At 57.9% G+C, this 22,805-nt stretch carries 19 protein-coding genes and 1 tRNA gene; 17 read left to right on the top strand and 3 right to left on the bottom strand.

Annotation, left to right across the window (positions count from 1 at the left end; genetic code table 11):
* Nucleotides 1–59 precede the first annotated feature (59 nt).
* The 9 genes from AC2FF7_RS20965 (at nucleotide 60) to AC2FF7_RS20925 (ending at nucleotide 9,636) form a co-directional block, all read left to right on the top strand.
* A complete protein-coding gene (locus tag AC2FF7_RS20965; RefSeq protein ID WP_170355564.1) occupies nucleotides 60–1,145 on the top strand; it encodes an MHYT domain-containing protein in 1,086 nt (361 codons plus the stop codon).
* 139 nt (nucleotides 1,146–1,284) lie between these two features.
* Complete coding sequence (locus AC2FF7_RS20960) at nucleotides 1,285–2,118, top strand: FAD binding domain-containing protein (protein WP_480868842.1); 834 nt, start codon at nucleotides 1,285–1,287, stop codon at nucleotides 2,116–2,118.
* A 14-nt stretch (nucleotides 2,119–2,132) separates the two neighbouring features.
* Nucleotides 2,133–2,627 carry a (2Fe-2S)-binding protein gene (locus AC2FF7_RS20955; protein WP_170473684.1) on the top strand — a complete coding sequence of 165 codons (495 nt, stop codon included), beginning with the start codon at nucleotides 2,133–2,135 and terminating at the stop codon, nucleotides 2,625–2,627.
* Nucleotides 2,624–5,041 (top strand): aerobic carbon-monoxide dehydrogenase large subunit, encoded by a 2,418-nt coding sequence (locus AC2FF7_RS20950; RefSeq protein ID WP_480868840.1) that lies wholly within the window; start codon nucleotides 2,624–2,626, stop codon nucleotides 5,039–5,041. Before AC2FF7_RS20955 ends, AC2FF7_RS20950 begins: the two co-directional genes overlap by 4 nt.
* 103 nt (nucleotides 5,042–5,144) lie before the next feature.
* Nucleotides 5,145–6,011 carry an AAA family ATPase gene (locus AC2FF7_RS20945; RefSeq protein ID WP_496906270.1) on the top strand — a complete coding sequence of 289 codons (867 nt, stop codon included), beginning with the start codon at nucleotides 5,145–5,147 and terminating at the stop codon, nucleotides 6,009–6,011.
* Nucleotides 6,011–7,198: a vWA domain-containing protein gene (locus AC2FF7_RS20940; protein WP_480868837.1), complete on the top strand. Its 1,188-nt coding sequence runs from the start codon at nucleotides 6,011–6,013 to the stop codon at nucleotides 7,196–7,198. The genes AC2FF7_RS20945 and AC2FF7_RS20940 overlap by 1 nt, the downstream gene beginning before the upstream one ends.
* Nucleotides 7,199–7,210: 12 nt before the next feature.
* Nucleotides 7,211–7,987: an XdhC family protein gene (locus tag AC2FF7_RS20935; protein WP_496906269.1), complete on the top strand. Its 777-nt coding sequence runs from the start codon at nucleotides 7,211–7,213 to the stop codon at nucleotides 7,985–7,987.
* 97 nt (nucleotides 7,988–8,084) lie between these two features.
* On the top strand, nucleotides 8,085–8,537 hold the full coding sequence (locus AC2FF7_RS20930) for an SRPBCC family protein (protein WP_170755563.1): 453 nt from the start codon (nucleotides 8,085–8,087) through the stop codon (nucleotides 8,535–8,537).
* Nucleotides 8,538–8,655: 118 nt separating this feature from the next.
* Nucleotides 8,656–9,636 carry a hypothetical protein gene (locus AC2FF7_RS20925; protein WP_496906268.1) on the top strand — a complete coding sequence of 327 codons (981 nt, stop codon included), beginning with the start codon at nucleotides 8,656–8,658 and terminating at the stop codon, nucleotides 9,634–9,636.
* 702 nt (nucleotides 9,637–10,338) lie between these two features.
* Here the strand turns inward: AC2FF7_RS20925 and AC2FF7_RS20920 are convergent.
* Nucleotides 10,339–10,425, bottom strand: a tRNA-Leu gene (locus AC2FF7_RS20920).
* A 199-nt stretch (nucleotides 10,426–10,624) separates the two neighbouring features.
* Between AC2FF7_RS20920 and AC2FF7_RS20915 the strand changes: the two genes are divergently transcribed.
* Nucleotides 10,625–11,608, top strand: a complete 984-nt coding sequence (locus AC2FF7_RS20915; RefSeq protein WP_353392441.1) for a complex I NDUFA9 subunit family protein — start codon at nucleotides 10,625–10,627, stop codon at nucleotides 11,606–11,608.
* On the opposite strand, the gene AC2FF7_RS20910 is transcribed toward AC2FF7_RS20915, so the two are convergent.
* Nucleotides 11,609–12,412 (bottom strand): undecaprenyl-diphosphate phosphatase, encoded by an 804-nt coding sequence (locus tag AC2FF7_RS20910; RefSeq protein ID WP_170756114.1) that lies wholly within the window; start codon nucleotides 12,410–12,412, stop codon nucleotides 11,609–11,611. It abuts the gene before it with no gap.
* Nucleotides 12,413–12,643: 231 nt separating this feature from the next.
* Between AC2FF7_RS20910 and AC2FF7_RS20905 the strand changes: the two genes are divergently transcribed.
* The 4 genes from AC2FF7_RS20905 to AC2FF7_RS20890 all read left to right on the top strand — a co-directional run bounded on the left by AC2FF7_RS20905 (nucleotide 12,644) and on the right by AC2FF7_RS20890 (nucleotide 20,193).
* Entirely contained in the window at nucleotides 12,644–14,077 is a 1,434-nt protein-coding gene (locus AC2FF7_RS20905; protein ID WP_496906267.1) for an NAD(P)-dependent oxidoreductase, read from the top strand.
* A gap of 22 nt (nucleotides 14,078–14,099) precedes the next feature.
* Nucleotides 14,100–14,534 (top strand): GFA family protein, encoded by a 435-nt coding sequence (locus tag AC2FF7_RS20900; RefSeq protein WP_480868813.1) that lies wholly within the window; start codon nucleotides 14,100–14,102, stop codon nucleotides 14,532–14,534.
* On the top strand, nucleotides 14,531–19,063 hold the full coding sequence (gltB, locus tag AC2FF7_RS20895) for a glutamate synthase large subunit (protein ID WP_496906266.1): 4,533 nt from the start codon (nucleotides 14,531–14,533) through the stop codon (nucleotides 19,061–19,063). Before AC2FF7_RS20900 ends, gltB begins: the two co-directional genes overlap by 4 nt.
* Nucleotides 19,064–19,242: 179 nt before the next feature.
* On the top strand, nucleotides 19,243–20,193 hold the full coding sequence (locus tag AC2FF7_RS20890) for a Hint domain-containing protein (protein WP_496906265.1): 951 nt from the start codon (nucleotides 19,243–19,245) through the stop codon (nucleotides 20,191–20,193).
* On the opposite strand, the gene AC2FF7_RS20885 is transcribed toward AC2FF7_RS20890, so the two are convergent.
* Nucleotides 20,190–20,408 (bottom strand): hypothetical protein, encoded by a 219-nt coding sequence (locus AC2FF7_RS20885; protein WP_331252861.1) that lies wholly within the window; start codon nucleotides 20,406–20,408, stop codon nucleotides 20,190–20,192. The two genes, AC2FF7_RS20890 and AC2FF7_RS20885, sit on opposite strands and share 4 nt — an antisense overlap.
* On the opposite strand from AC2FF7_RS20885, the gene mtgA reads away from it, so the two are divergent.
* From mtgA to queG, 3 genes are all read left to right on the top strand, one after another.
* Complete coding sequence (gene mtgA / locus AC2FF7_RS20880) at nucleotides 20,341–20,967, top strand: monofunctional biosynthetic peptidoglycan transglycosylase (RefSeq protein ID WP_480869034.1); 627 nt, start codon at nucleotides 20,341–20,343, stop codon at nucleotides 20,965–20,967. The two genes, AC2FF7_RS20885 and mtgA, sit on opposite strands and share 68 nt — an antisense overlap.
* A 58-nt stretch (nucleotides 20,968–21,025) precedes the next feature.
* Nucleotides 21,026–21,691, top strand: a complete 666-nt coding sequence (fzlA, locus tag AC2FF7_RS20875; protein WP_480868809.1) for an FtsZ-binding protein FzlA — start codon at nucleotides 21,026–21,028, stop codon at nucleotides 21,689–21,691.
* 72 nt (nucleotides 21,692–21,763) lie between these two features.
* Complete coding sequence (queG, locus tag AC2FF7_RS20870) at nucleotides 21,764–22,801, top strand: tRNA epoxyqueuosine(34) reductase QueG (protein WP_480868807.1); 1,038 nt, start codon at nucleotides 21,764–21,766, stop codon at nucleotides 22,799–22,801.
* The last annotated feature ends 4 nt before the right edge of the window (nucleotides 22,802–22,805 follow it).

Genomic DNA, 22,805 nt, shown 5'->3' with positions numbered 1-22,805 from the left:
CCCAATCAAATCCGTTTGCTAACGTCGTCCACGCGTCGGGGAGGGCGCCTAAACCAAAAATGCTGGACTATTCGCATAACGCTTGGCTTGTGGCAGCCTCGTTAGCTGTGGCGCTCATGGCGGGGTTTACCGGCCTTTATCTTACACATGGCGCATCGAAGCTGGACGACCAGCGCCGTAAGATCATCGTGGCGCTGGCTGCGGTGGTTCTGGGCGGCGGCATCTGGTCGATGCATTTCGTCGCCATGCTGGGCCTGCAACTTCCGATCCTGTTCTACTATGACGCGCTGATCACACTGATTTCGGCCCTTGTGGCGATCCTGATGGTAGGTTTGGCGCTGCTGTTGCTGCATTTCCGGCCACGTTCGGTGCAGACCATAGTGGGGGCGGGCGTGATCGTGGGCCTTGGCATCGTTGTGATGCACTATATAGGCATGGCCGGGATGGAACTGTGTCGCCCGGTCTACAACGTGTGGGACGTACTGTTGTCAACGCTGGCCTCGGTCGTGCTGTCGGTTGTGGCGATCTGGGTGGCCTACGACAACCGCACGCAGCGTAACATCTTGCTGGGAACGGCCTGTTTCGGATTGGCGGTGTTTACAATGCACTTCGTGGCCACCGGTCTGACCGATTTCACCGTCAGCGACAGCACCGGCGGGGCCGGTCCGGCACTGAACAATCAGGTGCTGGCGATGGGTGTCACCGTGGCGGTGTTCCTGATCTGTGGAGCGTTCCTGTTGACTGGCGTTAGCTTCCTTGAACCTGCTGCTGTTGTGGCGCCTGCTCCACCCAGCCCTGAACCTGCAACCTTGCGGGCAGGCATTCCGTTTGAGCGCGAAGGCCAGACCTTTTTCGCCACCCCGACCGAGATTGCCGCAATCCGGGCCGAAGGGCATTATACCGTTCTCTATATCGGGGCCGAGAAACTGTTCTGTCCCTGGTCCATCACCGAGGCTGAAACCCGCCTGACCCCCGATGGCTTTTTGCGTGCCCATCGCAGCTATCTGGTGAATCCCAAACATGTCTCCAGTTTTGAGCGTCACAAGGACAATGGCACTTGTTATTTCGACGGTGTGGACGCGTTGACCAAGGTGCCGGTCAGCCGGTCACGCCTATCTGACATTCGCGACGCGCTGGGCCTTTGATCGCAACTCGTGCAGCCTATTCGTATTTCGTGAAACAAGCTGCGCGCCCCGTTCTCGTTGACTGGAACGGCTGACGCGGGCGTTCTTTCCTAACGTCAGGTCCCCCAAGGCATATTGCTCGGACCCAGGGAGGAAAAACATGATACCAGCCGGTTTTGAGTATCACCGGCCAGGCGATATCGCCTCGGCCATCGGCATTTTGCAGGAACACGGAGACGAAGCGCGCGTGATCGCGGGCGGGCACAGCCTGATCCCGATGATGAAGCTGCGCATGGCCGAGATGGGCCATCTGGTCGACCTGCAAGCCATCGACGAACTAAGGGGCATTGAGGTCGGCTCCGACACCGTGACCTTGGGTGCGATGGTCACGCAGCACGAGTTGATCACTCATGACGGTCTGGCCGCTGCCATTCCGCTGATCCGCGAGGCGGCTTTGCAGATCGCTGATCCGCAGGTGCGCTATGTGGGCACCGTCGGTGGCAATGTGGCCAATGGTGATCCGGGCAATGACATGCCGGGGTTGATGCAATGCCTGAACGCGACGTTTGATCTGTCCGGCCCCGATGGCAATCGCAGCGTCGCTGCGCGTGAGTTTTACGAGGCAGCGTATTTTACCGCTCGCGAGGACGAGGAAATCCTGACCCGTATCTCGATCCCGGTGCCCAGCGCCGGAGTCGGTCAGGCGTACGAAAAGCAAAAGCGCAAGATTGGCGACTATGCCACGGCGGCGGCTGCTGTGATGGTGGGTAACGGAACGGCCTCGGTCGCAATGACCAATCTGGCCGATACGCCGGTCTGGTCCGAAGGCGCAAGCGCTGCGCTGGCGGACGGTGATGTGAATGGCTGCGTTGCTGCCATGTTGGATGCGATTGATCCGGTTGCCGACAATCGTGGCCCCGTCGAGTTCAAGAAACATGTGGCAGGCGTCATGCTGCGCCGCGCCATCGACCGCGCCCAAAGCCGCGCGGGTTGAGGGGAGGAGAACCCATGTCAAAAATGCACGTCAAACTCACCGTGAACGGCAAAGAGGTCGAAGGTCTGGCCGAGCCGCGCACGTTGCTAATCCACTTCCTGCGGGAAGATCTGAAAATCACCGGCCCCCATATCGGATGCGAAACCAGCCATTGCGGCGCTTGCACTGTTGATATCGATGGCAAGTCCGTCAAGTCCTGCACGACTTTTGTAGCGCAGGTGAACGGTGCCGATATCACAACGGTCGAAGGGCTTACCAACGACGATGGCAGCCTTGGCGTACTGCAGGAGATGTTCCGCGAACATCATGGCCTACAATGCGGTTTCTGCACGCCGGGCATGATCACCCGCGCCCATCGCTTGTTGCAAGAAAACCCGAACCCAACCGAAGAAGACATCCGTTTCGGTATGGCTGGGAACCTCTGCCGCTGCACCGGCTACCAAAACATCGTCAAGGCGATCTCGGCCTCGGCTGACATGCTGAACGCTCAGAAGGAGGCTGCGGAATGAACGACCAGACTCTGACCCCCGAAGAACGCGCCGCCAATCTCAAAGGGATGGGCAGCTCGCGCAAACGCGTCGAGGATGTGCGCTTTACCCAAGGCAAGGGCAACTACGTCGACGACATCAAGCTGGATGGCATGTTGTTCGGCGACTTTGTGCGCTCCCCCTACGCACATGCCCGCGTTGTCAGCGTCAACAAAGAAGCCGCGCTGGCGCTGCCCGGCGTGATCGCTGTTCTGACTGCCGAAGACTTATCGCCGCTGGGCCTGCATTGGATGCCGACACTGGCAGGCGATAAACAGATGGTGCTGGCCGATGGCAAAGTGCTGTTCCAAGGTCAGGAGGTCGCTTTCGTTGTGGCCGAGGATCGCTATATCGCGGCGGATGCTGCAGAACTGGTCGAGGTTGAATACGAGGAACTTCCTGTTCTGACCGACCCGTTCGAGGCGCTGAAATCCGATGTGGTCCTGCGTGAAGACCTTGAGGGTCAGACCGAAGGTGCGCACGGGCCGCGCAAGCATCACAATCACATCTTCACCTGGGAACAGGGCGACAAAGACGCGACCGAGGCTATTCTGGCCGAGGCCGATGTGGTGGCTGAAGAGATGGTCTATTACCACCGTACCCATCCTTGCCCGCTGGAGACCTGCGGCTCGGTGGCCAGCATGGACAAAGTGACCGGCAAGCTGACGCTCTACGGTACGTTCCAAGCCCCGCACGCGATCCGGACGGTTGTGTCGCTGATCTCGGGCATTGCCGAGCACAATATCCGCGTCATCAGTCCCGATATCGGTGGTGGCTTTGGTAACAAGGTTGGGGCCTATGCGGGTTATGTCTGCTCGGTCGTGGCCTCGATTGTCACCGGCAAGCCAGTGAAATGGGTCGAGGACCGGATGGAGAATTTGATGTCCACCGCCTTTGCCCGCGACTACTGGATGCAGGGCAAAATCGCGGCAACGACGGACGGTAAGATCACCGGTCTGTGGTGTCACACGACGGCGGATCACGGCGGCTTTGACGCCTGTGCGGACCCGACCAAATTCCCGGCTGGGTTCATGAACATCTGCACCGGATCCTACGACATCCCGACCGCCTATCTGGCCGTGGATGGGGTCTATACCAACAAGGCTCCCGGCGGGGTAGCCTATCGCTGTTCCTTCCGTGTGACCGAGGCGGCCTATTTCATCGAACGGATGATCGAGGTTCTAGCCATCAAGCTGAACATGGACGCGGCCGAGCTGCGCCGGATCAACTTCATCAAGGCCGACCAGTTCCCCTATCAGTCGGCACTGGGCTGGGAATACGACTCGGGTGATTATCACACCGCTTGGGACAAGGCATTGAAGGCGGTCGACTACGAGGGTCTGCGGGCGGAACAGGCGCAACGGGTCGAGGAGTTCAAAGCCGGTAAGACTCGCAAACTGCTGGGCATTGGCCTGACGCATTTCACAGAAATCGTGGGCGCGGGGCCAGTGAAGAACTGCGATATCCTTGGGCTAGGTATGTTCGACTCGTGCGAAATCCGCATTCACCCGACCGGGTCGGCTATCGCACGGCTGGGGACAATCTCTCAGGGTCAGGGTCATGCCACTACCTTTGCGCAGATCATCGCCAGTGAGATCGGTTTGCCTGCTGATGATATCACGCTGGAGGAAGGCGACACCGACACAGCACCCTATGGTCTGGGGACTTACGGGTCTCGGTCCACTCCTGTGGCCGGTGCTGCAACGGCAATGGCTGCGCGTAAGATCCGCGCCAAGGCGCAGATGATTGCGGCCTATCTGCTGGAGGTCCATGACGACGATGTCGAGTGGGACGTGGATCGGTTCTCGGTCAAGGGCGCGCCTGAGCGGTTCAAGACGATGAAGGAGATCGCCTTCGCCGCCTATAATCAGGCAATCCCCGGTCTGGAGCCCGGTTTGGAGGCGGTCAGCTACTATGATCCGCCGAACATGACCTATCCGTTCGGGGCCTATATCTGCGTCATGGAGATCGACGTGGATACTGGCGAATGGGATGTCCGGAAGTTCTATGCGCTGGATGATTGCGGCACGCGGATCAACCCGATGATCATCGACGGGCAGGTTCATGGTGGCGTGACCGAAGCGTTGGCCATCGCGATGGGTCAAGAGATTGCCTATGACGAGATGGGTAACGTTAAGACTGGCACGCTGATGGATTTCTTCCTGCCGACCGCGTGGGAGACGCCGAACTATATCACCGACTATACGGTGACGCCGTCCCCGCACCATCCGATTGGCGCGAAGGGTGTTGGGGAAAGCCCCAATGTGGGTGGTGTGCCCTGTTTCTCGAACGCGGTGCATGATGCGTTCCGGCCCTTTGGGTTGGTGCAGAGCCATATGCCGCATGACCACTGGCGCATCTGGAAGATTGCCAATGGGTTGGGGATGCACGGGTGAATGGGTTCGGATCGGCTTGGCCGATCCGACCGAACGGAGGGGGCCAGCCCCCTCCGAACCTCCCCCGAGGTATTTTTTGCCAGATGAAGAATGGATCCTGGTTTTGACTTTGAGTGATGTGCAGAACGGATTGGCCGCGCAAGGCTATGTTGCTGATGATCGGTTGGCGATGGCGCTGCATCTGGCGCAGACTTTGGGGCGGCCCTTGTTGCTGGAAGGTCCGGCCGGGGTGGGTAAGACCGAGGTAGCCAAGACTGTGGCAGCGTCGCGTGAGGCGCGTTTGATACGCTTGCAGTGCTATGAAGGGCTGGATGCCAGCCATGCGATTTATGAGTGGAATTATCAGCGGCAACTGCTTGCGATCCGGGCGTCGGAGGCGCAGGGAGGGGTTGGCGAGGCGCAGTTGTTTTCCGATGCGTATTTGCTGAAACGGCCTTTGTTAGAGGCTATTTCTCAGGATATTCCTCCGGTTTTGTTGATTGATGAGATTGATCGGGCGGATGAGGCATTCGAAGCTTATTTGCTGGAAATACTGTCCGACTTTCAGATCACCATCCCCGAGCTTGGGACGGTCGAAGCGACGACTCGGCCCATTGTGATCCTGACCGCCAATGGGACGCGTGATTTGTCGGATGCCTTACGTCGGCGGTGTCTTTACAGTTTCCTTGATTACCCTTCGAAAGAGGTTGAAATGGCGATCCTTCGGGCGCGGATGCCCGAGGTTGAAGGCGTGCTGGCGCGGCAGATCATTGGGGTCGTACAGGCGTTGCGCAAAGAAGATTTGGAAAAGACGCCGGGCATTGCAGAGATGTTGGACTGGGCTGCAGCTCTGTCAGGTTTGGGCGTTAACGACATGGCGCAATCGCGCGATGCCGTGCAGGCGACGCTTGTATGTTTGTTGAAGACGGCTGCGGACTATGACGCGGCTCCGCCCGAGCTGATGGACCGGCTGATCGGCAAGGTGGCGTGATGCAGGTCACGCGGTTTCCTTCTCGGGCCGATGGCCTTGCCGACCGAATGTCCGGGTTCATCGCGCATTTGCGGTCGAACGGGCTGCGGGTTGGTCCGGGTGAGACCGCGGATGCGTTGTCTGCATTGTCTCAGATCACGGCGACGGATGCGGATCAGGCCCGCCGGGCGCTATGTGTGTTGCTGGCGAGCGACGCCGAGGATTGGCGACGTTTTGATGATCTGTTCGATGCCTATTGGTTCAACGTTGGAAAGCAGCGCGAAGGGGTCGCACAAACGAGCCACGTGAGGGTGCAATCTGCCAAACCCATGATTTGGCAGGATGCCGCACATTCCGACGAACAGGGTGCGGAAAGCGCAGAGCAAGAGGGTTCTGCCGATCAGGGCGAAGGCGATGCCGAGGGGACTGATGGCAAGTTGATTGCGACACGCACAGTCAACCTGTCACGCAGGGACCTGCGCGAGTTGATGGATGACGAGGCTCTAAGGCAGGCTGAAAAGGCGGCCTTGATGTTGGCACGTGCCATTCGTGATCGGCGGTCGCGTCGCAGAAAGCAAGCGTTGCGGGGCGCTACGTTGGATATGCGGAGGATACAACGGGCAAGTCTTGCACGAGGGGGTGAGCCGATTGATTTGTATCGCCGCGCCAAGCCGCCGCGTCCGATGCGGATCGTAGCGCTGTGCGATGTCAGCGGGTCGATGACTGTTTATTCGCGGGTGTTTCTGGCCTTTCTCAAAGGTTTGATCGGTAGCGGGACTGAAGCAGATGCTTATCTGTTTCACACGCGCCTGATGCGGGTGACGGACGCCCTGCGTGATCACGACTCGATCCGTGCGGCTGGGCGGTTGTCCTTGATGGCCGAGGGGTTCGGCGGCGGCACCGACATTTCGGGTAGCTTGGAAAGCTTTCTGAACGGCTATGGCGCGCGTGCTTTGAACGGGCGGACCATCGTTCTGATCCTGTCGGACGGCTATTGCAGTTCGGATCCGCAGGCGCTGAGCGCAGTTCTGGCGCGCATCCGGCGCAAGTCACGGCGCATCGTCTGGTTGAACCCGTTGAAGGGATGGAAAGACTACCGACCCATCGCAGCGGCGATGCAGGCGGCCGGACCCCATTTGGACGCGCATTTGCCTGCCAACACGCTCGAGGCGCTGGCAGCTCTTGAGCCGCAGTTTCGCAAGTTGTGAAAGGAGTCTGATATGGCAAATTTCGACATATTCGACACGATCGAAACCCTGCGCCGAACCGGTGAGCCTTTCTGCGTCGCCACGGTGCTGCGCACAGCGGATGCAACCTCGGCCAAGGCCGGGGGAAAGGCGGCGATTGCGCGCGACGGGCGGATATTGGGTCATCTGGGCGGTGCCTGTGTGCAGCGCGCGGTGCGCAGTTCAGCGATACAAGCGCTGGCCAGCGGTGCGCCGCAGATGATCCGCGTGAAACCCTCGGATAAGGTGGTCGACATGACGGACCCGGATGGCGTGCAAACCTTCAAAAGCGGCTGCCCCTCGGGCGGGACGGTGGATTTGCTGGTTGAACCGTATCAGCACGCGCCAAGATTGGTGATCTTTGGCACCTCGTTAATTGCCAAGGCGCTGGGCGAACACGGGACGCTCGCCGGGTTTCGGGTGACGAGCAGCACGCCCGAGACGGTCGAAGACTTGGGTATCGAGGCGCGCGACTTTGTTGTCGTGGCCTCGCAAGGTCAAGGAGACGGCGCAGCCCTTGGGGCCGCGCTGAACACGCAAGCCGCGCGGGTGTCGATGGTGGCCAGCCGCCGCAAAGCCGAAACACTCGCGGAAAAGCTGATTGGTCAGGGTCTGGATCCAGCCCGCGCGGCGCGTCTGAAATCCCCTGCCGGGCTGGACATTCATGCCATTGATCCGCACGAAATCGCCCTGTCAATCCTGGCCGAGATCGTGATGTGGCGAAACACGGACAAATCGACGGAGGTTTCTCAGGATGAAAAACTTGCTTAAGCGCCTGTGGCCCGAGCGCCCGAAACAAACACCGGAACAGGCGACGGAAACCGCCCTTCTGGTTTTTCCGAAATGCTGTTGAACAGAGGAAACGTGAATGGAACTGAGTGACGAAATCCGCATCGCAGCCCCGCGCGACGTGGTTTACAAAGCACTGAATACGCCCGAGATATTGCAGGAGTGCATTCCGGGTTGTGAAGAATTGATCCAGAACTCGCCCGAGGATCTTGAGGCCAAAGTGGTCCTGAAAATTGGTCCGGTCAAAGCGAAATTTGCCGGGCAGGTCACACTAGACAATTCCAACGCTCCCAGTGGATTTTCTTTGACCGGAGAAGGCAAGGGCGGAGCGGCTGGTTTCGCCAAAGGTGGCGCCGAGGTCACGTTGACCGAGGACGGGGCTGAGACAATTCTGGCCTACACCGCGAAGGTCGATGTCGGCGGCAAGATCGCCCAACTTGGCAGCCGTCTGATTGCAGGAACGGCCAAAAAGCTGTCGGGCAAGTTCTTCACCCGATTTGGCGAAATCGTAGCGGAACAAGCGGTGTCCTGATCAAAAAAGGTCAAGAACCGGCACAAACTGCCGGTTCTTGCGCATTTGAGTTGACGACAGGCGTGATGAGGGCGATCACCTTGCTGGCAGAGAGTTTCTCTGTTTCAGGAGAGGTGTGATGTCCGTCGACGCGCAAGTTAGGCAGCTTGAACAATGGGTTGCGATTAAACCAGATGATGGTGCCAGTGTCCGGCGGCTTGTGAATCTGTTGGAAACACCCCGAGGATGCACGACAGCTTTTGGCGCATTCGGAACGGCCCAAAGCCGGATAAATGAATCTTTGGGGTTTGATTGGCGATTGGGCATGTTGGACCGCAGAGTATACGGCGATGCCTACCGCCAGTGGATGAGTATTCTGGAAACCTTGGGCATTACTCAGGTTGTTCCTGTGGCCCAGATGTTCTCTGGTCGGGTCTTGACCATCAATGGTCAGCATACGCATTGCGACGTGCGTTTGAAATTCTTCAAAGAAACCAAAGTTATCCCGAGCTTGTGCCATGATTGTTTCAAAGTTCAGATTTTGCCCGAGAATCTGGATGATCTTTTTCTGGCCTATTTTATGCTACTCAACCTCGACCTGCCGAACGACAACGCACGAAAATGCATGATAGAGCTGAGGAGTGGCATAAAGTATCCCTACAAGGGTTATATTTATTGTCAGAGCCTTGCCGAAGCTAAAAGCTGTCTTGCTGCTTTTGACGACTTGAAAACCAAGCATGCGATCTGTGGTCTGCCCGCAAAAATCTCGCACGGGTGCTCCGAATTCGGACAGGAATACCCTGATTTCAAATACGAAGATTCGGATGAGCAGAAGCCGTTTAAGACTCCGCAAGGCTGGGCTGCAGATGAAAAGAAATATTTCCGGGATCTGAAACTTGCGAAACCTGGGCGGCAGACAAACAACAAGTCAATAATCAGTCTGCGCGATGTTTTTGTGTTCCGAACATGGGTCAGATACGCTCAGCTTATAGGGGACGAAACAAGTGCAAGATTTGGTGTCGACTCTGGTCCAAGTTTATTTCCCGCGTTCGACCAGCGTGTCAGGCGACAGTCAAAAACCAGAAACGCCGAAATGAACGAGCTGGAATGCAGATCCTGAACAAAAAGACCAGGCGTCTCCGTCATACGCATGCGGGAATACCAATTCTCAACTATGTGGAGGATACGGTGCCCAAGATAAGAAACACAAACACTGCATAGTCAATTGGTTAGGTCATGTGGGCAGTGTCAAGACGGACGTCTTGAAAGAAAACTCCGCTACGGGTGTTGTCACAACGGCGTCAAAAGTGCCCATGAAGCCCTTAGACTTAAATCACTGGTTTTCAAAACAGGTGCATTCGCCACTTGGCCAACTCTGAGGGGATCTTCGAAGGTTGATCACTTAGGGTAAGCATTCAACTTGAAAGCCCATTGCTCGTCTCAAGTAGGAAACCGCTTCATTCTAGTTCGTGCGCTCGGCTTTGTAACAGGCAGTTCGCACAGTCCGACTATTGCCGGAAAGATCAGGTTCTAGTGTGAATTTACCAACCATTTTGCCAGAGGCTGTCAGACATTCGTTCAATTGGCTCAGAACGGTTTCGACTTCATCCCCATCCTTACGGATCAATGTCTGGACCGAGCCATTTACCAGCGCGCGGTCCTTGTTGGTAGTGTTTCAGGAGACCCCGAGGAACCCGCCTCTAAAGCAATAGATGCCGTTCTTGTTGAACGAAAAAGAGGACCGAATTGTCATACGCCATGTTCTACAACCGCACAGCTAGGACAAGTAAACTGAGAACAATTAATACGTTATCGGGGGATTTGGTGCCCAGGAGAGGACTCGAACCTCCACGTCCATACGGACACTAGCACCTGAAGCTAGCGCGTCTACCAATTCCGCCACCTGGGCAGGTGTCGTGGAGGGGCGTTTAAGCCCACTGGCGAGGAGGGTCAACCGGATTCGGGAAGTTTTTTAAAAGTTTTTTGACCCCATCCAAAACGCACCCGAAAAAGGCAGGGTTTTTCCCCTACACGCGGCGTTATTGCGCCTTGTTCCGCGCCTCTTTGGGCGGTAGATCGGATCAGGAGCCAAAAGCAGGAGCCCTTCTATGTCAAAACTGGTCACGATTTATGGCGGATCCGGATTTGTCGGCAGGTACGTCGCACGACGTATGGCGAACGAAGGGTGGCGTGTTCGGGTCGCTGTCAGGCGCCCGAATGAAGCGATGTTCGTCAAACCTTACGGCGTGGTTGGACAGGTTGAACCCATCCTGTGCAACATTCGCGACGATGCGTCGGTTGCGGCGGCGATGCAGGGCGCGGATGCGGTGGTGAACTGCGTGGGTGTGCTGAACGAGCTGGGCAAGAACGCGTTTGACGCCGTACAGGCCGACGGGGCCGAACGGATCGCGCGGATCGCAGCCGAACAAGGGATCACGCGGATGGTCCATATTTCTGCCATTGGTGCAGACGCGGATTCGGACAGTGAGTATTCGCAAACCAAGGCACAGGGTGAGGCCGGAGTGCTTGCTCATATGCCCAATGCCGTGATCCTGCGCCCCTCGGTTATTTTCGGGACCGAGGATCAATTCTTCAACCGCTTTGCCGGGATGACCCGGATGGGGCCGTTCCTGCCGCTGGTCGGGGCCGAAACGAAGTTTCAGCCGGTCTATGTCGATGATGTGGCCAAAGCTGCCGTTCAGGGCGTTCTGGGGCAGGCTGCGGCCGGCACGTATGAACTGGGCGGCCCTGAGGTCAAGACATTCCGTGCGCTCATGCAGCAGATGCTTGACGTGATCCACCGCCGCCGCGTGATTATCGGGATGCCTTTTTTTGCCGCGCGGATCATGGCCGGGGTTCTGGACATCGTTAAGTTCGTCAGTTTCCAACTGTTCCCGAATAGCATTCTGACACGGGATCAGCTGAAAAACCTGCGCCGCGACAACGTCGTGTCGGATGGGGCGAAAAGCTTTGCCGATCTTGGGATCCAGCCGGCCACGTTGGAGTCGGTTCTGCCGGACTATCTTTGGAAGTTCCGCCCCTCGGGTCAGTATGATGAAATTCAAAGATCCGCTGACAACCTGCGGACCTGATCAACTGTAGGCAATGGCCAGCAGAATTACGCCCAGAACAACGCGATAAATTACGTATGGCGTAAAGCTGACGCTGCGCAGCAAGCGCATCATGAAAGACAGCGCCAGAAGGGCCGCAACAAAGGCAAAAAGCGCGGCGATTGCTCCGTCAATAGCCAGTTGAGCGTCGGCTTCTTTGATCACATCGACTGAAAGCAATATGCCCGATGCCAAGATAGTCGGGATCGACATCAACATCGCGATCCGCGCGCCGTCTTCTCGGGTGTACCCCAAGTGCCGGGCGCCCGTAATCGTGATGCCGGACCGGGATGTGCCGGGGATCAGGGCCAGCATTTGCCACAAACCCATAATGGCCGCATCTTTCAGACCCCAGTCATTTGCCTTTTTTCTTTGCTGTCCTTTCTGGTCCATCCAATAGAGCAGCAGACCAAATCCCAACATGGTCCATCCAATCACCGCCATCGAGCGCAAAGACTGGCTGAGCCCGGTTTGATAAAGAATGGCGCCAAGGATAACCGTCGGAATCGTCGCAATGATCAGACCAAGCGCAAGCCGTGCCTGTGGCGTGTCTGTTTGACCCCGCAGCGCGTCTGGCAAACCTGCTGCGGCTGATTTTACGTCAGACCAAAAATAAAGAACCACCGCGCCTAGGGTGCCCACATGAACCGCCACATCAATGGCAAGGCCTTGATCCGCCAGACCGGTCAGGTTGGGCAGCAGAATCAGGTGCCCGGATGACGAAATCGGCAGAAATTCGGTGATACCCTGAATGATCGCCGCAAGAATCAGTTGAAATAGACTCATTAACCTGCCCGTGCCATCGTCACCTGTTCTTTGCGGTTCATGGGTATAAGCGTGATGAAGAAAAGGAAAGAACGCATATAGGTCCGATTCGGATCTAAATTTTTGCTTTTTTCCATGCGAACCTAGGATTTTTGATCGCAAATTCACTAATTAGGTCAGCATAATTGACTTTTCATCCTACCGTGCATCACTTAAAGAAACTCGACCAAGCCAATTCATGGAGTCTGACCCGTGGCCAAGCAACCGATGCTGAAATTTGTGCAAGTCGATCGCGCCATGCCTGAAAAGCGTGCCGCTGACACGCGCAAGGAAGACTTTGACGAGATCTATGCCGAATACGCTTCGGCCAAAGCCGAAGAGCAGGCCAGCCGCTGCAGCCAATGCGGTGTGCCCTATTGTCAGTCGCATTGCCCGTTGCACAACAATATCCCCGACTGGTTGCACCTGACCGCCACTGGCCGTCTGGAAGAGGCCTATCAGACCAGCCAGGCGACCAATACCTTCCCCGAGATCTGTGGCCGCATCTGCCCGCAAGATCGCCTGTGCGAAGGCAATTGCGTGATTGAACAGTCCGGTCACGGGACAGTAACCATCGGCACAATCGAGAAATACATCACCGATACCGCGTGGGAAAAAGGCTGGGTCAAACCCACCACCCCCACAGTCGAGCGCAGCGAAAGCGTTGGTATCATCGGTGCGGGCCCCGGCGGTCTGGCGGCCGCTGACATGCTGCGCCGCGCAGGTATTCAGGTGACGGTCTATGACCGCTATGACCGCGCCGGAGGCCTGTTGATGTACGGTATTCCGGGCTTCAAACTGGAAAAGGACATCGTGCAGCGCCGCAACGACCTGCTGGCCGATGGCGGCGTGACATTCGAGTTGAATTGTGACGTCGACGCCGCGAAATTCGAAGACATTCGTGGCAAGCATGACGCGGTTATCATTGCCACTGGCGTTTACAAATCGCGTGACCTGTCTATGCCGGGCAGTGGTCTGGCCGGGATCGAAAAAGCGATCGACTTCCTGACCGCCTCGAACCGCAAAAGCTTTGGCGATGCGGTCGAAGACTTTGACAATGGCCGCTTGAACGCCTCTGGTAAAAAGGTCGTCGTGATCGGTGGCGGGGATACTGCGATGGATTGCGTGCGCACCTCGATCCGTCAAGGTGCGACCTCGGTCAAATGCCTGTACCGTCGCGACCGCGCGAATATGCCTGGCTCGCAGCGTGAGACTCAGAACGCCGAAGAAGAAGGCGTGGTGTTTGAGTGGCTTAGCGCGCCCAAGGGCTTTACCGGCGACGACCAAGTCACAGGCGTGATGGTGCAGAAGATGCGCTTGGGCCAGCCCGACGCAACCGGCCGTCAGGCACCTGAGGTGATCGAAGGTGCGGATTATGTCGAAGACGCCGATCTGGTGATCAAGGCGCTGGGGTTTCAGCCCGAAGACCTACCCACCCTGTTCGGTCAGCCCGACCTGCCCGTGACACGTTGGGGCACCGTCAAGGCCGCCTTCCAGACCGGCGAGACCGAGATGGACGGTGTTTACGCCATCGGTGACATCGTGCGCGGGGCCTCTCTGGTCGTGTGGGCGATCCGTGACGGGCGCGACTGTGCCGATGCGATCATCGACCGTTTCAACGCCAAGGCTGCGGTTGCAGCCGAATAACCCAGCAATCAGGAGCGCCGGAATGCCCGAGTTGCGAGGCCAATGCATGTGTGGCGCGGTCACCGTGACCGCGACTCCCGCGCGCGATGCGCTGGGCGCGTGCCATTGCGACCAGTGCCGCCGCTGGACCAGCTCGATGCTTGTGACGTTTGAGGCCGAAGAGGGCTATGCCGCGTTAGGCCCCGTGAAAACCTTCACCTCGTCCGATTGGGCCGAGCGCGCCTTCTGCGCTGACTGCGGCTCGGCGCTGTGGTACCGGATCACGCTTCCAGGTGAAATGCACGGACACACGCAAATCGCGGCAGGCCTGTTTCAGGATACAGGCCACACGCTGAAACTTGAACTTTACTTCGACAAAAAGCCCGAAGGATACGCGTTCGCAGGTGAACGCAAGCAAATGACCAAAGCCGAGGTTGAGGCCATGTATGCCTCCTCGGAAGAAGGAGACAGCCAATGACTAAATACGATGCCGATTGGGTGCGCGCCGAAGAAGCCAAACGTCAGTGGATGGCCGAAAACGGTCTCTATTCCAAAGAGGAAGAGCATTCTTCCTGCGGTGTGGGCCTTGTCGTTTCCGTCGACGGCAAGCCGTCGCGCAAGGTTGTAGATGCGGGGATCGACGCGCTCAAGGCGATCTGGCATCGGGGCGCTGTGGATGCCGATGGCAAAACCGGCGACGGCGCGGGCATCCACGTGCAGATTCCGGTCCCCTTCTTCTATGATCAGATCCGTCGCACCGGTCACGAGCCCAATTTGGACGAGCTGATCGCCGTCGGTCAGGTCTTCCTGCCCCGGACCGATTTCGGTGCGCAGGAAAGCTGCCGGACCATAGTGGAAACCGAAGTGCTGCGCATGGGTTACTACATCTATGGCTGGCGCCACGTGCCGGTCGATGTGACCTGCCTGGGGGAAAAGGCCAACGCGACCCGCCCCGAGATTGAGCAGATCCTGATCTCGAACTCCAAAGGCGTGGACGAAGAAACCTTTGAGCGTGAGCTGTATGTGATCCGTCGCCGGATCGAAAAAGCGGCGGCAGCGGCTGGGATTTCGGGAATGTATCTGGCGTCGCTGTCGTGCCGCTCGATCATTTACAAGGGCATGATGCTGGCTGAACAAGTGGCCGTCTTCTACCCCGACCTGATGGATGAGCGTTTCGAATCCGCATTTGCGATCTATCACCAGCGTTATTCCACCAACACCTTCCCGCAATGGTGGTTGGCGCAGCCCTTCCGCATGTTGGCCCATAACGGCGAGATCAACACGCTGAAAGGCAACGTCAACTGGATGAAAAGCCATGAGATCCGCATGGCATCCTCGACCTTTGGGGACTATGCCGAGGACATCAAACCGATCATCGCGGGCGGATCGTCAGATTCCGCTGCATTAGACTCGGTTTTCGAGGTTCTGGTACGTGCAGGCCGGTCTGCCCCAATGGCGAAAACCATGCTGGTGCCGGAAAGCTGGTCCAAACAGGCGGTTGAGCTGCCGCAGGCGTGGCGCGACATGTATTCCTACTGCAACTCGGTGATGGAGCCATGGGATGGCCCTGCCGCTCTGGCCATGACCGATGGTCGCTGGGTCTGCGCCGGGCTCGACCGGAATGGCCTGCGTCCGATGCGCTATGTCGTGACAGGGGATGGTCTGGTCATCGCCGGATCTGAGGCTGGGATGGTGCCGATTGATGAGGCGTCGGTAACGGAAAAAGGCGCGCTGGGTCCGGGTCAGATGCTGGCCGTGGATATGAAGCGCGGCAAGCTGTACCGCGACACGCAGATCAAGGATAAACTGGCCCGTGCTCTGCCGTTTGGTGAGTGGGTTGGCAAGATCAATGATCTGAATGAAAGCCTGTCAGGCGTGACAGAGACCGCGAAGTTCAGCGGAGAGGAACTGCGCAAGCGCCAGATCGCGGCTGGTTATTCTGTTGAAGAATTGGAGCAAATCCTTGCCCCCATGGCTGAAGACGGCAAGGAATCACTGGCCTCGATGGGCGATGACACCCCGTCGGCAGTTTTGTCCAAGCAATACCGCCCGCTCAGCCATTTCTTCCGCCAGAACTTTAGCCAGGTGACCAACCCGCCGATCGATAGCCTGCGCGAATACCGCGTCATGTCGCTGAAAACACGGTTCGGAAACCTGAAAAACGTGCTGGACGAAGACAGCAGCCAGACCGAGATCATCACGCTGGACAGCCCCTTTGTAGGCAACGCCCAATGGGACCGTCTGGTGGAAAATCTCGGTTCGCCGCTGGCGGAAATCGACTGTAGCTTTGAACCCGGTCGGGGCGCGCTGAGCGCTGCTTTGGTCCGTGTTAGAGCCGAAGCAGAAGAGGCCGTGCGCTCGGGCGCGGGGCATCTGGTGCTGTCCGATATGAACTCGGGAGAGGGCCGCGTGGCGATGCCGATGATCCTGGCGACCAGCGCCGTTCATTCGCATCTGACCCGTCAGGGGCTGCGGACTTTCTGTTCGCTGAACGTGCGTTCGGCGGAATGTGTTGATCCGCACTACTTTGCCGTTCTGATCGGCTGTGGCGCGACCGTTGTGAACGCTTATCTGGCAGAAGACTCGCTGGCTGACCGCATTGATCGCGGCTTGCTGGATGGCACTTTGACCGAGAATGTCGCGCGCTACCGCGAGGCGATTGATCAGGGCCTGCTGAAGATCATGGCCAAGATGGGGATTTCGGTGATCTCCTCGTACCGCGGTGGTCTGAACTTTGAGGCCGTGGGCCTGAGCCGCGCCATGGTGGCCGAGTTTTTCCCGGGCATGACCAGCCGGATTTCCGGCATCGGTGTCACCGGTATTCAGGCCAAGGCCGAGGAAATCCACGCCAAAGGTTGGGACAGCGGTCTGGACGTGCTTCCCATCGGTGGTTTCTACAAAGCGCGCAAATCGGGTGAGACCCACGCTTGGGAAGCGAGCTCGATGCATATGATGCAAATGGCGTGTAACCGCGCATCCTATGAGCTGTGGAAACAGTATTCGGCCAAGATGCAGTCAAACCCGCCGATCCACCTGCGTGACCTGATGGATTTCAAACCGCTGGGCAAACCGGTGCCGATTGAAGAGGTCGAATCGATCACCTCGATCCGCAAACGCTTTGTCACGCCGGGCATGTCGCTGGGTGCTCTGAGCCCCGAGGCGCATAAGACGCTGAACGTGGCGATGAACCGGATCGGAGCTAAGTCTGACTCTGGTGAAGGCGGCGAAGATCCGGCACATTTCGTGCCGGAGCCGAATGGCGACAACCCGTCGGCCAAGATCAAACAGGTGGCTTCGGGCCGCTTTGGCGTGACCGCCGAATACCTGAACCAGTGTGAAGAGCTTGAGATCAAGGTCGCCCAGGGTGCGAAACCGGGTGAAGGTGGTCAGTTGCCGGGCATGAAGGTCACCGACCTGATCGCGCGCCTGCGTCACTCGACCAAGGGCGTGACGCTGATCTCACCGCCGCCGCACCACGATATCTACTCGATCGAGGATCTGGCGCAGCTGATCTATGACCTCAAGCAGATCAACCCGCGCTGTAAGGTGACCGTGAAGCTGGTGGCGTCCTCGGGCGTTGGCACGATTGCTGCCGGTGTGGCCAAGGCGAAAGCGGATATCATCCTTATTTCGGGCCACAACGGTGGCACGGGTGCGTCGCCTGCGACGTCGATCAAATACGCCGGTCTGCCGTGGGAGATGGGCCTCACTGAGGCGCATCAGGTTCTGGCGATGAACAACCTGCGCGACCGCGTGACTCTGCGGACCGATGGCGGGCTGCGCACCGGGCGTGACATCGTGATGGCCGCGATGATGGGGGCCGAGGAATACGGCATCGGCACCGCTGCCCTGATCGCGATGGGCTGTATCATGGTACGTCAGTGCCAGTCGAACACCTGCCCGGTCGGTGTGTGTACGCAGGACGAATCCCTGCGCGCCAAATTCACCGGCAATGCCGACAAGGTCGTCAACCTGATCACCTTCTACGCGCAGGAAGTGCGCGAGCTGCTGGCCAGCCTTGGTGCGCGCTCGATTGACGAGATCATCGGACGGGCCGATCTGCTGGCGCAGGTCAGCCGTGGCTCGGCGCATCTGGACGATCTGGACCTGAACCCGCTGCTGATCACCGTCGATGGCGCACATGACATCGTCTACAACCGCGACAAGGATCGCAACGCAGTGCCCGATACGCTGGACGCCGAGATTGTGCGCGATGCGGCGCGGTTCCTGAAAGACGGTGAGAAGATGCAGCTGTCCTACGCCATCCAGAACACGCATCGGACCGTGGGGACCCGCGTGTCCAGCCATATCGTGCGGAATTTCGGGATGCGGAACACGTTCCAGGACGACCATCTGCATGTGAAGCTGCAGGGCTCGGCTGGTCAGTCGCTGGGGGCTTTTGCGGCGCCGGGTCTGAAACTGGAAGTGTCGGGTGATGCCAATGACTATGTCGGCAAAGGTCTGTCGGGCGGCATGATCGTCGTGCGCCCACCGCAGGTCAGCCCGCTGAAGGCAGACGACAACACGATTATCGGCAACACGGTTCTATACGGCGCCACCGACGGCCACCTGTTCGCAGCAGGTCGCGCAGGTGAACGGTTCGCGGTCCGGAACTCGGGTGCCAAAGTGGTGATCGAGGGCTGCGGCTCGAACGGGTGCGAATATATGACTGGCGGTGTGGCTGTGATTCTGGGCGACATTGGTGCCAACTTTGGCGCGGGCATGACCGGTGGCATGGCGTACCTGTACGATCCCGAAGGCAAGGCGCAGGCGTTGATGAACATGGAAACACTGGTGACCTGCCCGGTGACGGTGGATCACTGGATGGATCAGATGAAAACGCTGATTGAACGCCATGCTTTGGAAACCAACAGTCGCAAAGCTGCAGATATCCTGCAGCATTGGGATGTGGAAAAGGCAAACTTCCTTCAGGTTTGCCCAAAGGAGATGCTGAACAAGCTCAGCCATCCTCTGACCAACGAAGTTGAAGCAGTTCCGGCGGAATAAGACCCCGTCCGATCGTTAGTCGAGAAACCCGCGTGTCTCCTGAAACACGCGGGTTTTTCTATTTTTTGGCATTTTTGACGGCTTTCTTGCGTTTTTAATCGTTTCACGCCTAGCTAACGAAAACGTTATCTCGGCGCTCTGGTCGCCAGCCCATTTAACGCGTCGCAGGGAGCAGGCACATGCCAACAACCTACACAGATCAGTTTTTTGTCATCGACCCGGCCAATCCCGGAGCGAACGGCACGACACCTGGCTCGACCCTGACGATTCAGAAATTCGACATCGTCGACCAGAACGACAACGGCCTGATCAACCGGCTGAACAACGACTCGGTCGACGGATCAGACATTACGGCGTCCTATTTCAATGACATGGTGACCATAGAGTTGGATGACGGCACTCAGATCACCTACACGGGTGTGACCTTCTATCTTGCCGATGGGCGCGAGGTGTTTACACCCACCGACGGACAAGTTTTGGAAAGCGGGACGTTCGTCAGCTCATCTGCGACTGATTTCAGCGACACAGGAGGTTCATTTGGTTCGGTCGATATCGGAGCCGGCGATCTGGGCCCACCTTGTTTCACGCCCGGCACAATGATCGAGACGGCATCCGGCCCTCGCCGGGTCGAGGACTTGCGTCCCGGTGATCTGGTTCTGACCTCTGACAACGGGGCACAGCCTTTGCTTTGGGTCGGCAGAACAACGGTGAAAGCCCAGGGGAAACTTGCCCCGGTACGCTTTGAAGCCGGTGTTTTGGGGACGAACAAACCGCTGATCGTCTCTCCGCAACACCGTATTCTGATCGAGGACTGGCGCGCGCCCTATCTATTTGGGTATTCCGAAGTTCTGATTGCGGCGCATTGTCTTGTGAACGGCAAGACGGTCACGCGCGTCGAAGGTGGCGAGGTCGAATATCTGCATCTGCTGTTTTCACGACATGAGATCGTGACGGCAAATGGCGCAAAAAGCGAAAGTTTTTATCCGGGTCATGCCGTATCAATGGCCGACAGCCAAACGCAGGCCGAGATTTTGACCTTGTTTCCCGAGCTTGGTCGCGAAAACCCTGTTTTGCCGGATACCGCCCGTCCGGTAGTGCGCCCGCGCGAAGCCCGCGTAATCGCGATTTAACCCGTTCCATACCCGTCTTCGGCGTCGTATAGCAACAGCATGGCAAAAAAAGCAGCGCGCAAATCGAGCAGCAAGAAACGCAAGGCCGCTAAAAGAAAAACACCGATTATTCCGAGAATCCGCCGCTGGGTAGGGCGTGGGTTTTTGGTGGTGATCGCATGTGTTGTTGGGCTGGTGGTTTTGTATTCGGTGGTGAATCCGCCGGTGACCCACACGATCTGGTCCGAGTGGCGGCGCCTAGGTAAAGTCGAACGGGATTGGGTTCCGATAGAACAGATTTCTCCGGTCATGGCGCGCTCGGCTGTGGCGGCGGAAGACGCCAATTTCTGTCTGCACTGGGGCTTTGATGTCGAAGCCATTCGCGATGCACTTGAGGACGGAGGGTCAAGGGGTGCGTCAACGATTACACAGCAGGTGGTGAAGAATGTGTTCTTGTGGCAAGGGCGCAGCTGGATACGCAAAGCGCTTGAAACCTCGATCACACCGGTTGTCGAAATCTTTTGGAGCAAACAACGTATCCTTGAGGTGTATCTGAACGTGGCCGAGACCGGGAATGGCGTTTTTGGAGTCGAAGCAGCGGCTCAGCGTAACTTCAATGTACCCGCCTCCAAGCTGTCGCCGGTTCAGTCCGCTCGGATCGCTGCAATTCTGCCCTCCCCCCGAAACAGATCGGTCACTGATCCATCAGTACGCACACGTAGGCGGGCGGCCTCGATCCTGGATGGGGCGGCCACCATCCGCGCAGATGGTCGCGCAGATTGTTTCGAGGATTGAAATACTAACCCTCTCGGCGCTAAAGCTGGATTGTATTCACTGGTTCGATTGGAAGCTCATGGCGCGTCTGTTTCACGTTCCCCTGTCCCCATATTGCCGCAAGGTCCGTCTGTCGCTAGCGGAAAAGAAGATCGAGGTTGAGCTGGTCGAAGAGAAATACTGGGAGCAAGACCCGGATTTCCTGCGCCGCAATCCGGCGGGTAAAGTTCCCGTTCTGCGGTTGGACGGTCAGGTGATGGCGGAAAGCGCGGCGATTTGTGAATACATTGAGGAAACGCGCCCCGAGCCATCTTTGATGCCGAAGACCCCCGAAGCTCGGTATGAGGTGCGGCGTTTGGTGGGTTGGTTCGATGACAAGTTTCATCACGAGGTGACGTCGAAACTGTTGTATGAGCGGGTCAACAAGAAGATGACCGGTCAGGGATACCCGGACAGCAAGAACGTGAAAGAGGGTGCCAAGGCCATTAAATATCATCTGGATTATATGGCATGGTTGCTGGATCATCGGCGTTGGTTGGCCGGCGATCAGATGACGCTGGCGGATTTTGCGGCGGCTGCGCATTTGTCGGCGTTGGATTATATTTCGGATGTGGATTGGAACCGGTCGGCGGCGGTGAAGGATTGGTATGCCAAGATCAAGTCCCGGCCTGCGTTCCGGTCGATACTGGCGGATCAGGTGCCGGGGTTCCGGCCTCCGCCGCATTACGCGGATCTGGATTTCTGATAGGGTGGAAGGGGGGCTGTCTGCCCCCCATCGCGCCGGGGCGCGATTCCCCCCGAAGGTATTTTTAGCCAGATGAAGAGCGGATCGGATTTAAAGCGCAAGGTGGTCGCTCGGGCATTGAGCGAGGGGTTTGTGTCCTGTCGGATTTGTCGGCCGTGGGATGTGCCGGAAGTGCCCGCGCGGTTGCAGGCGTTTTTGGATTCCGGGTATCACGGACAGATGGGGTGGATGGCCGAACGGACCCATTGGCGGGGCGATCCGTCGGCTTTGTGGCCCGAGGCGCGGTCGGTGATCATGCTGGCCGAGAGCTATACGTCTGAACATGATCCTACCGAGGTTTTGAGCCATCCAGACCGGGCTGCGATTTCGGTCTACGCGCAGAACAAGGATTACCATGATCTGGTGAAAAAACGCCTGAAGCGGTTGGCGCGGTGGTTGATTGCCGAAGGTGGCGGCGAGGTGAAGGTGTTCGTGGATACCGCGCCGGTGCCTGAGAAGGCCCTGGGCCATGCGGCGGGGTTGGGTTGGCAGGGGAAGCACACCAATTTGGTCAGCCGTGATTGGGGAAATTGGGCCTTTATAGGCTCTGTTTTCACCACATTGGACCTGCCTGCGGATATAGCCGAGGTGGATCATTGCGGATCGTGTCGCGCTTGTTTGGATGCCTGTCCAACGGATGCGTTTCCTGCGCCGTACAAGTTGGATGCGCGGCGGTGTATTTCCTATCTGACCATCGAACATAAGGGGCCGGTGGACGAAGAGTTGCGCGGCAAGTTGGGCAATCGGATTTACGGATGCGATGATTGTCTCGCAGCCTGTCCGTGGAACAAGTTTGCCGTTGCGGCCAGCGATATTCGCTATGCTGCGCGGGATGATTTGGTGGCCCCGCCTCTGGCCGAATTGGCGGGGTTGGATGATGCGGCGTTTCGGGCCAAGTTCTCGGGCTCGCCCATTAAGCGGATCGGGCGGGATCGGTTTGTGCGCAATGTATTGTATGCGATCGGCAATTCCGGTTTGCCCGCAATGAAGCCGGTGGCGCAGGGGTTGGTGGATGATCCGGACCCAGCCGTGGCAGATGCCGCGCGCTGGGCGGTGCAACAACTGCCATAAGTGC

The organism is Ruegeria sp. YTSC325 (assembly GCF_059609525.1).
Note: the sequence above shows the minus strand (reverse complement) of the source record. Positions and strands in the feature narration are given on the sequence as shown.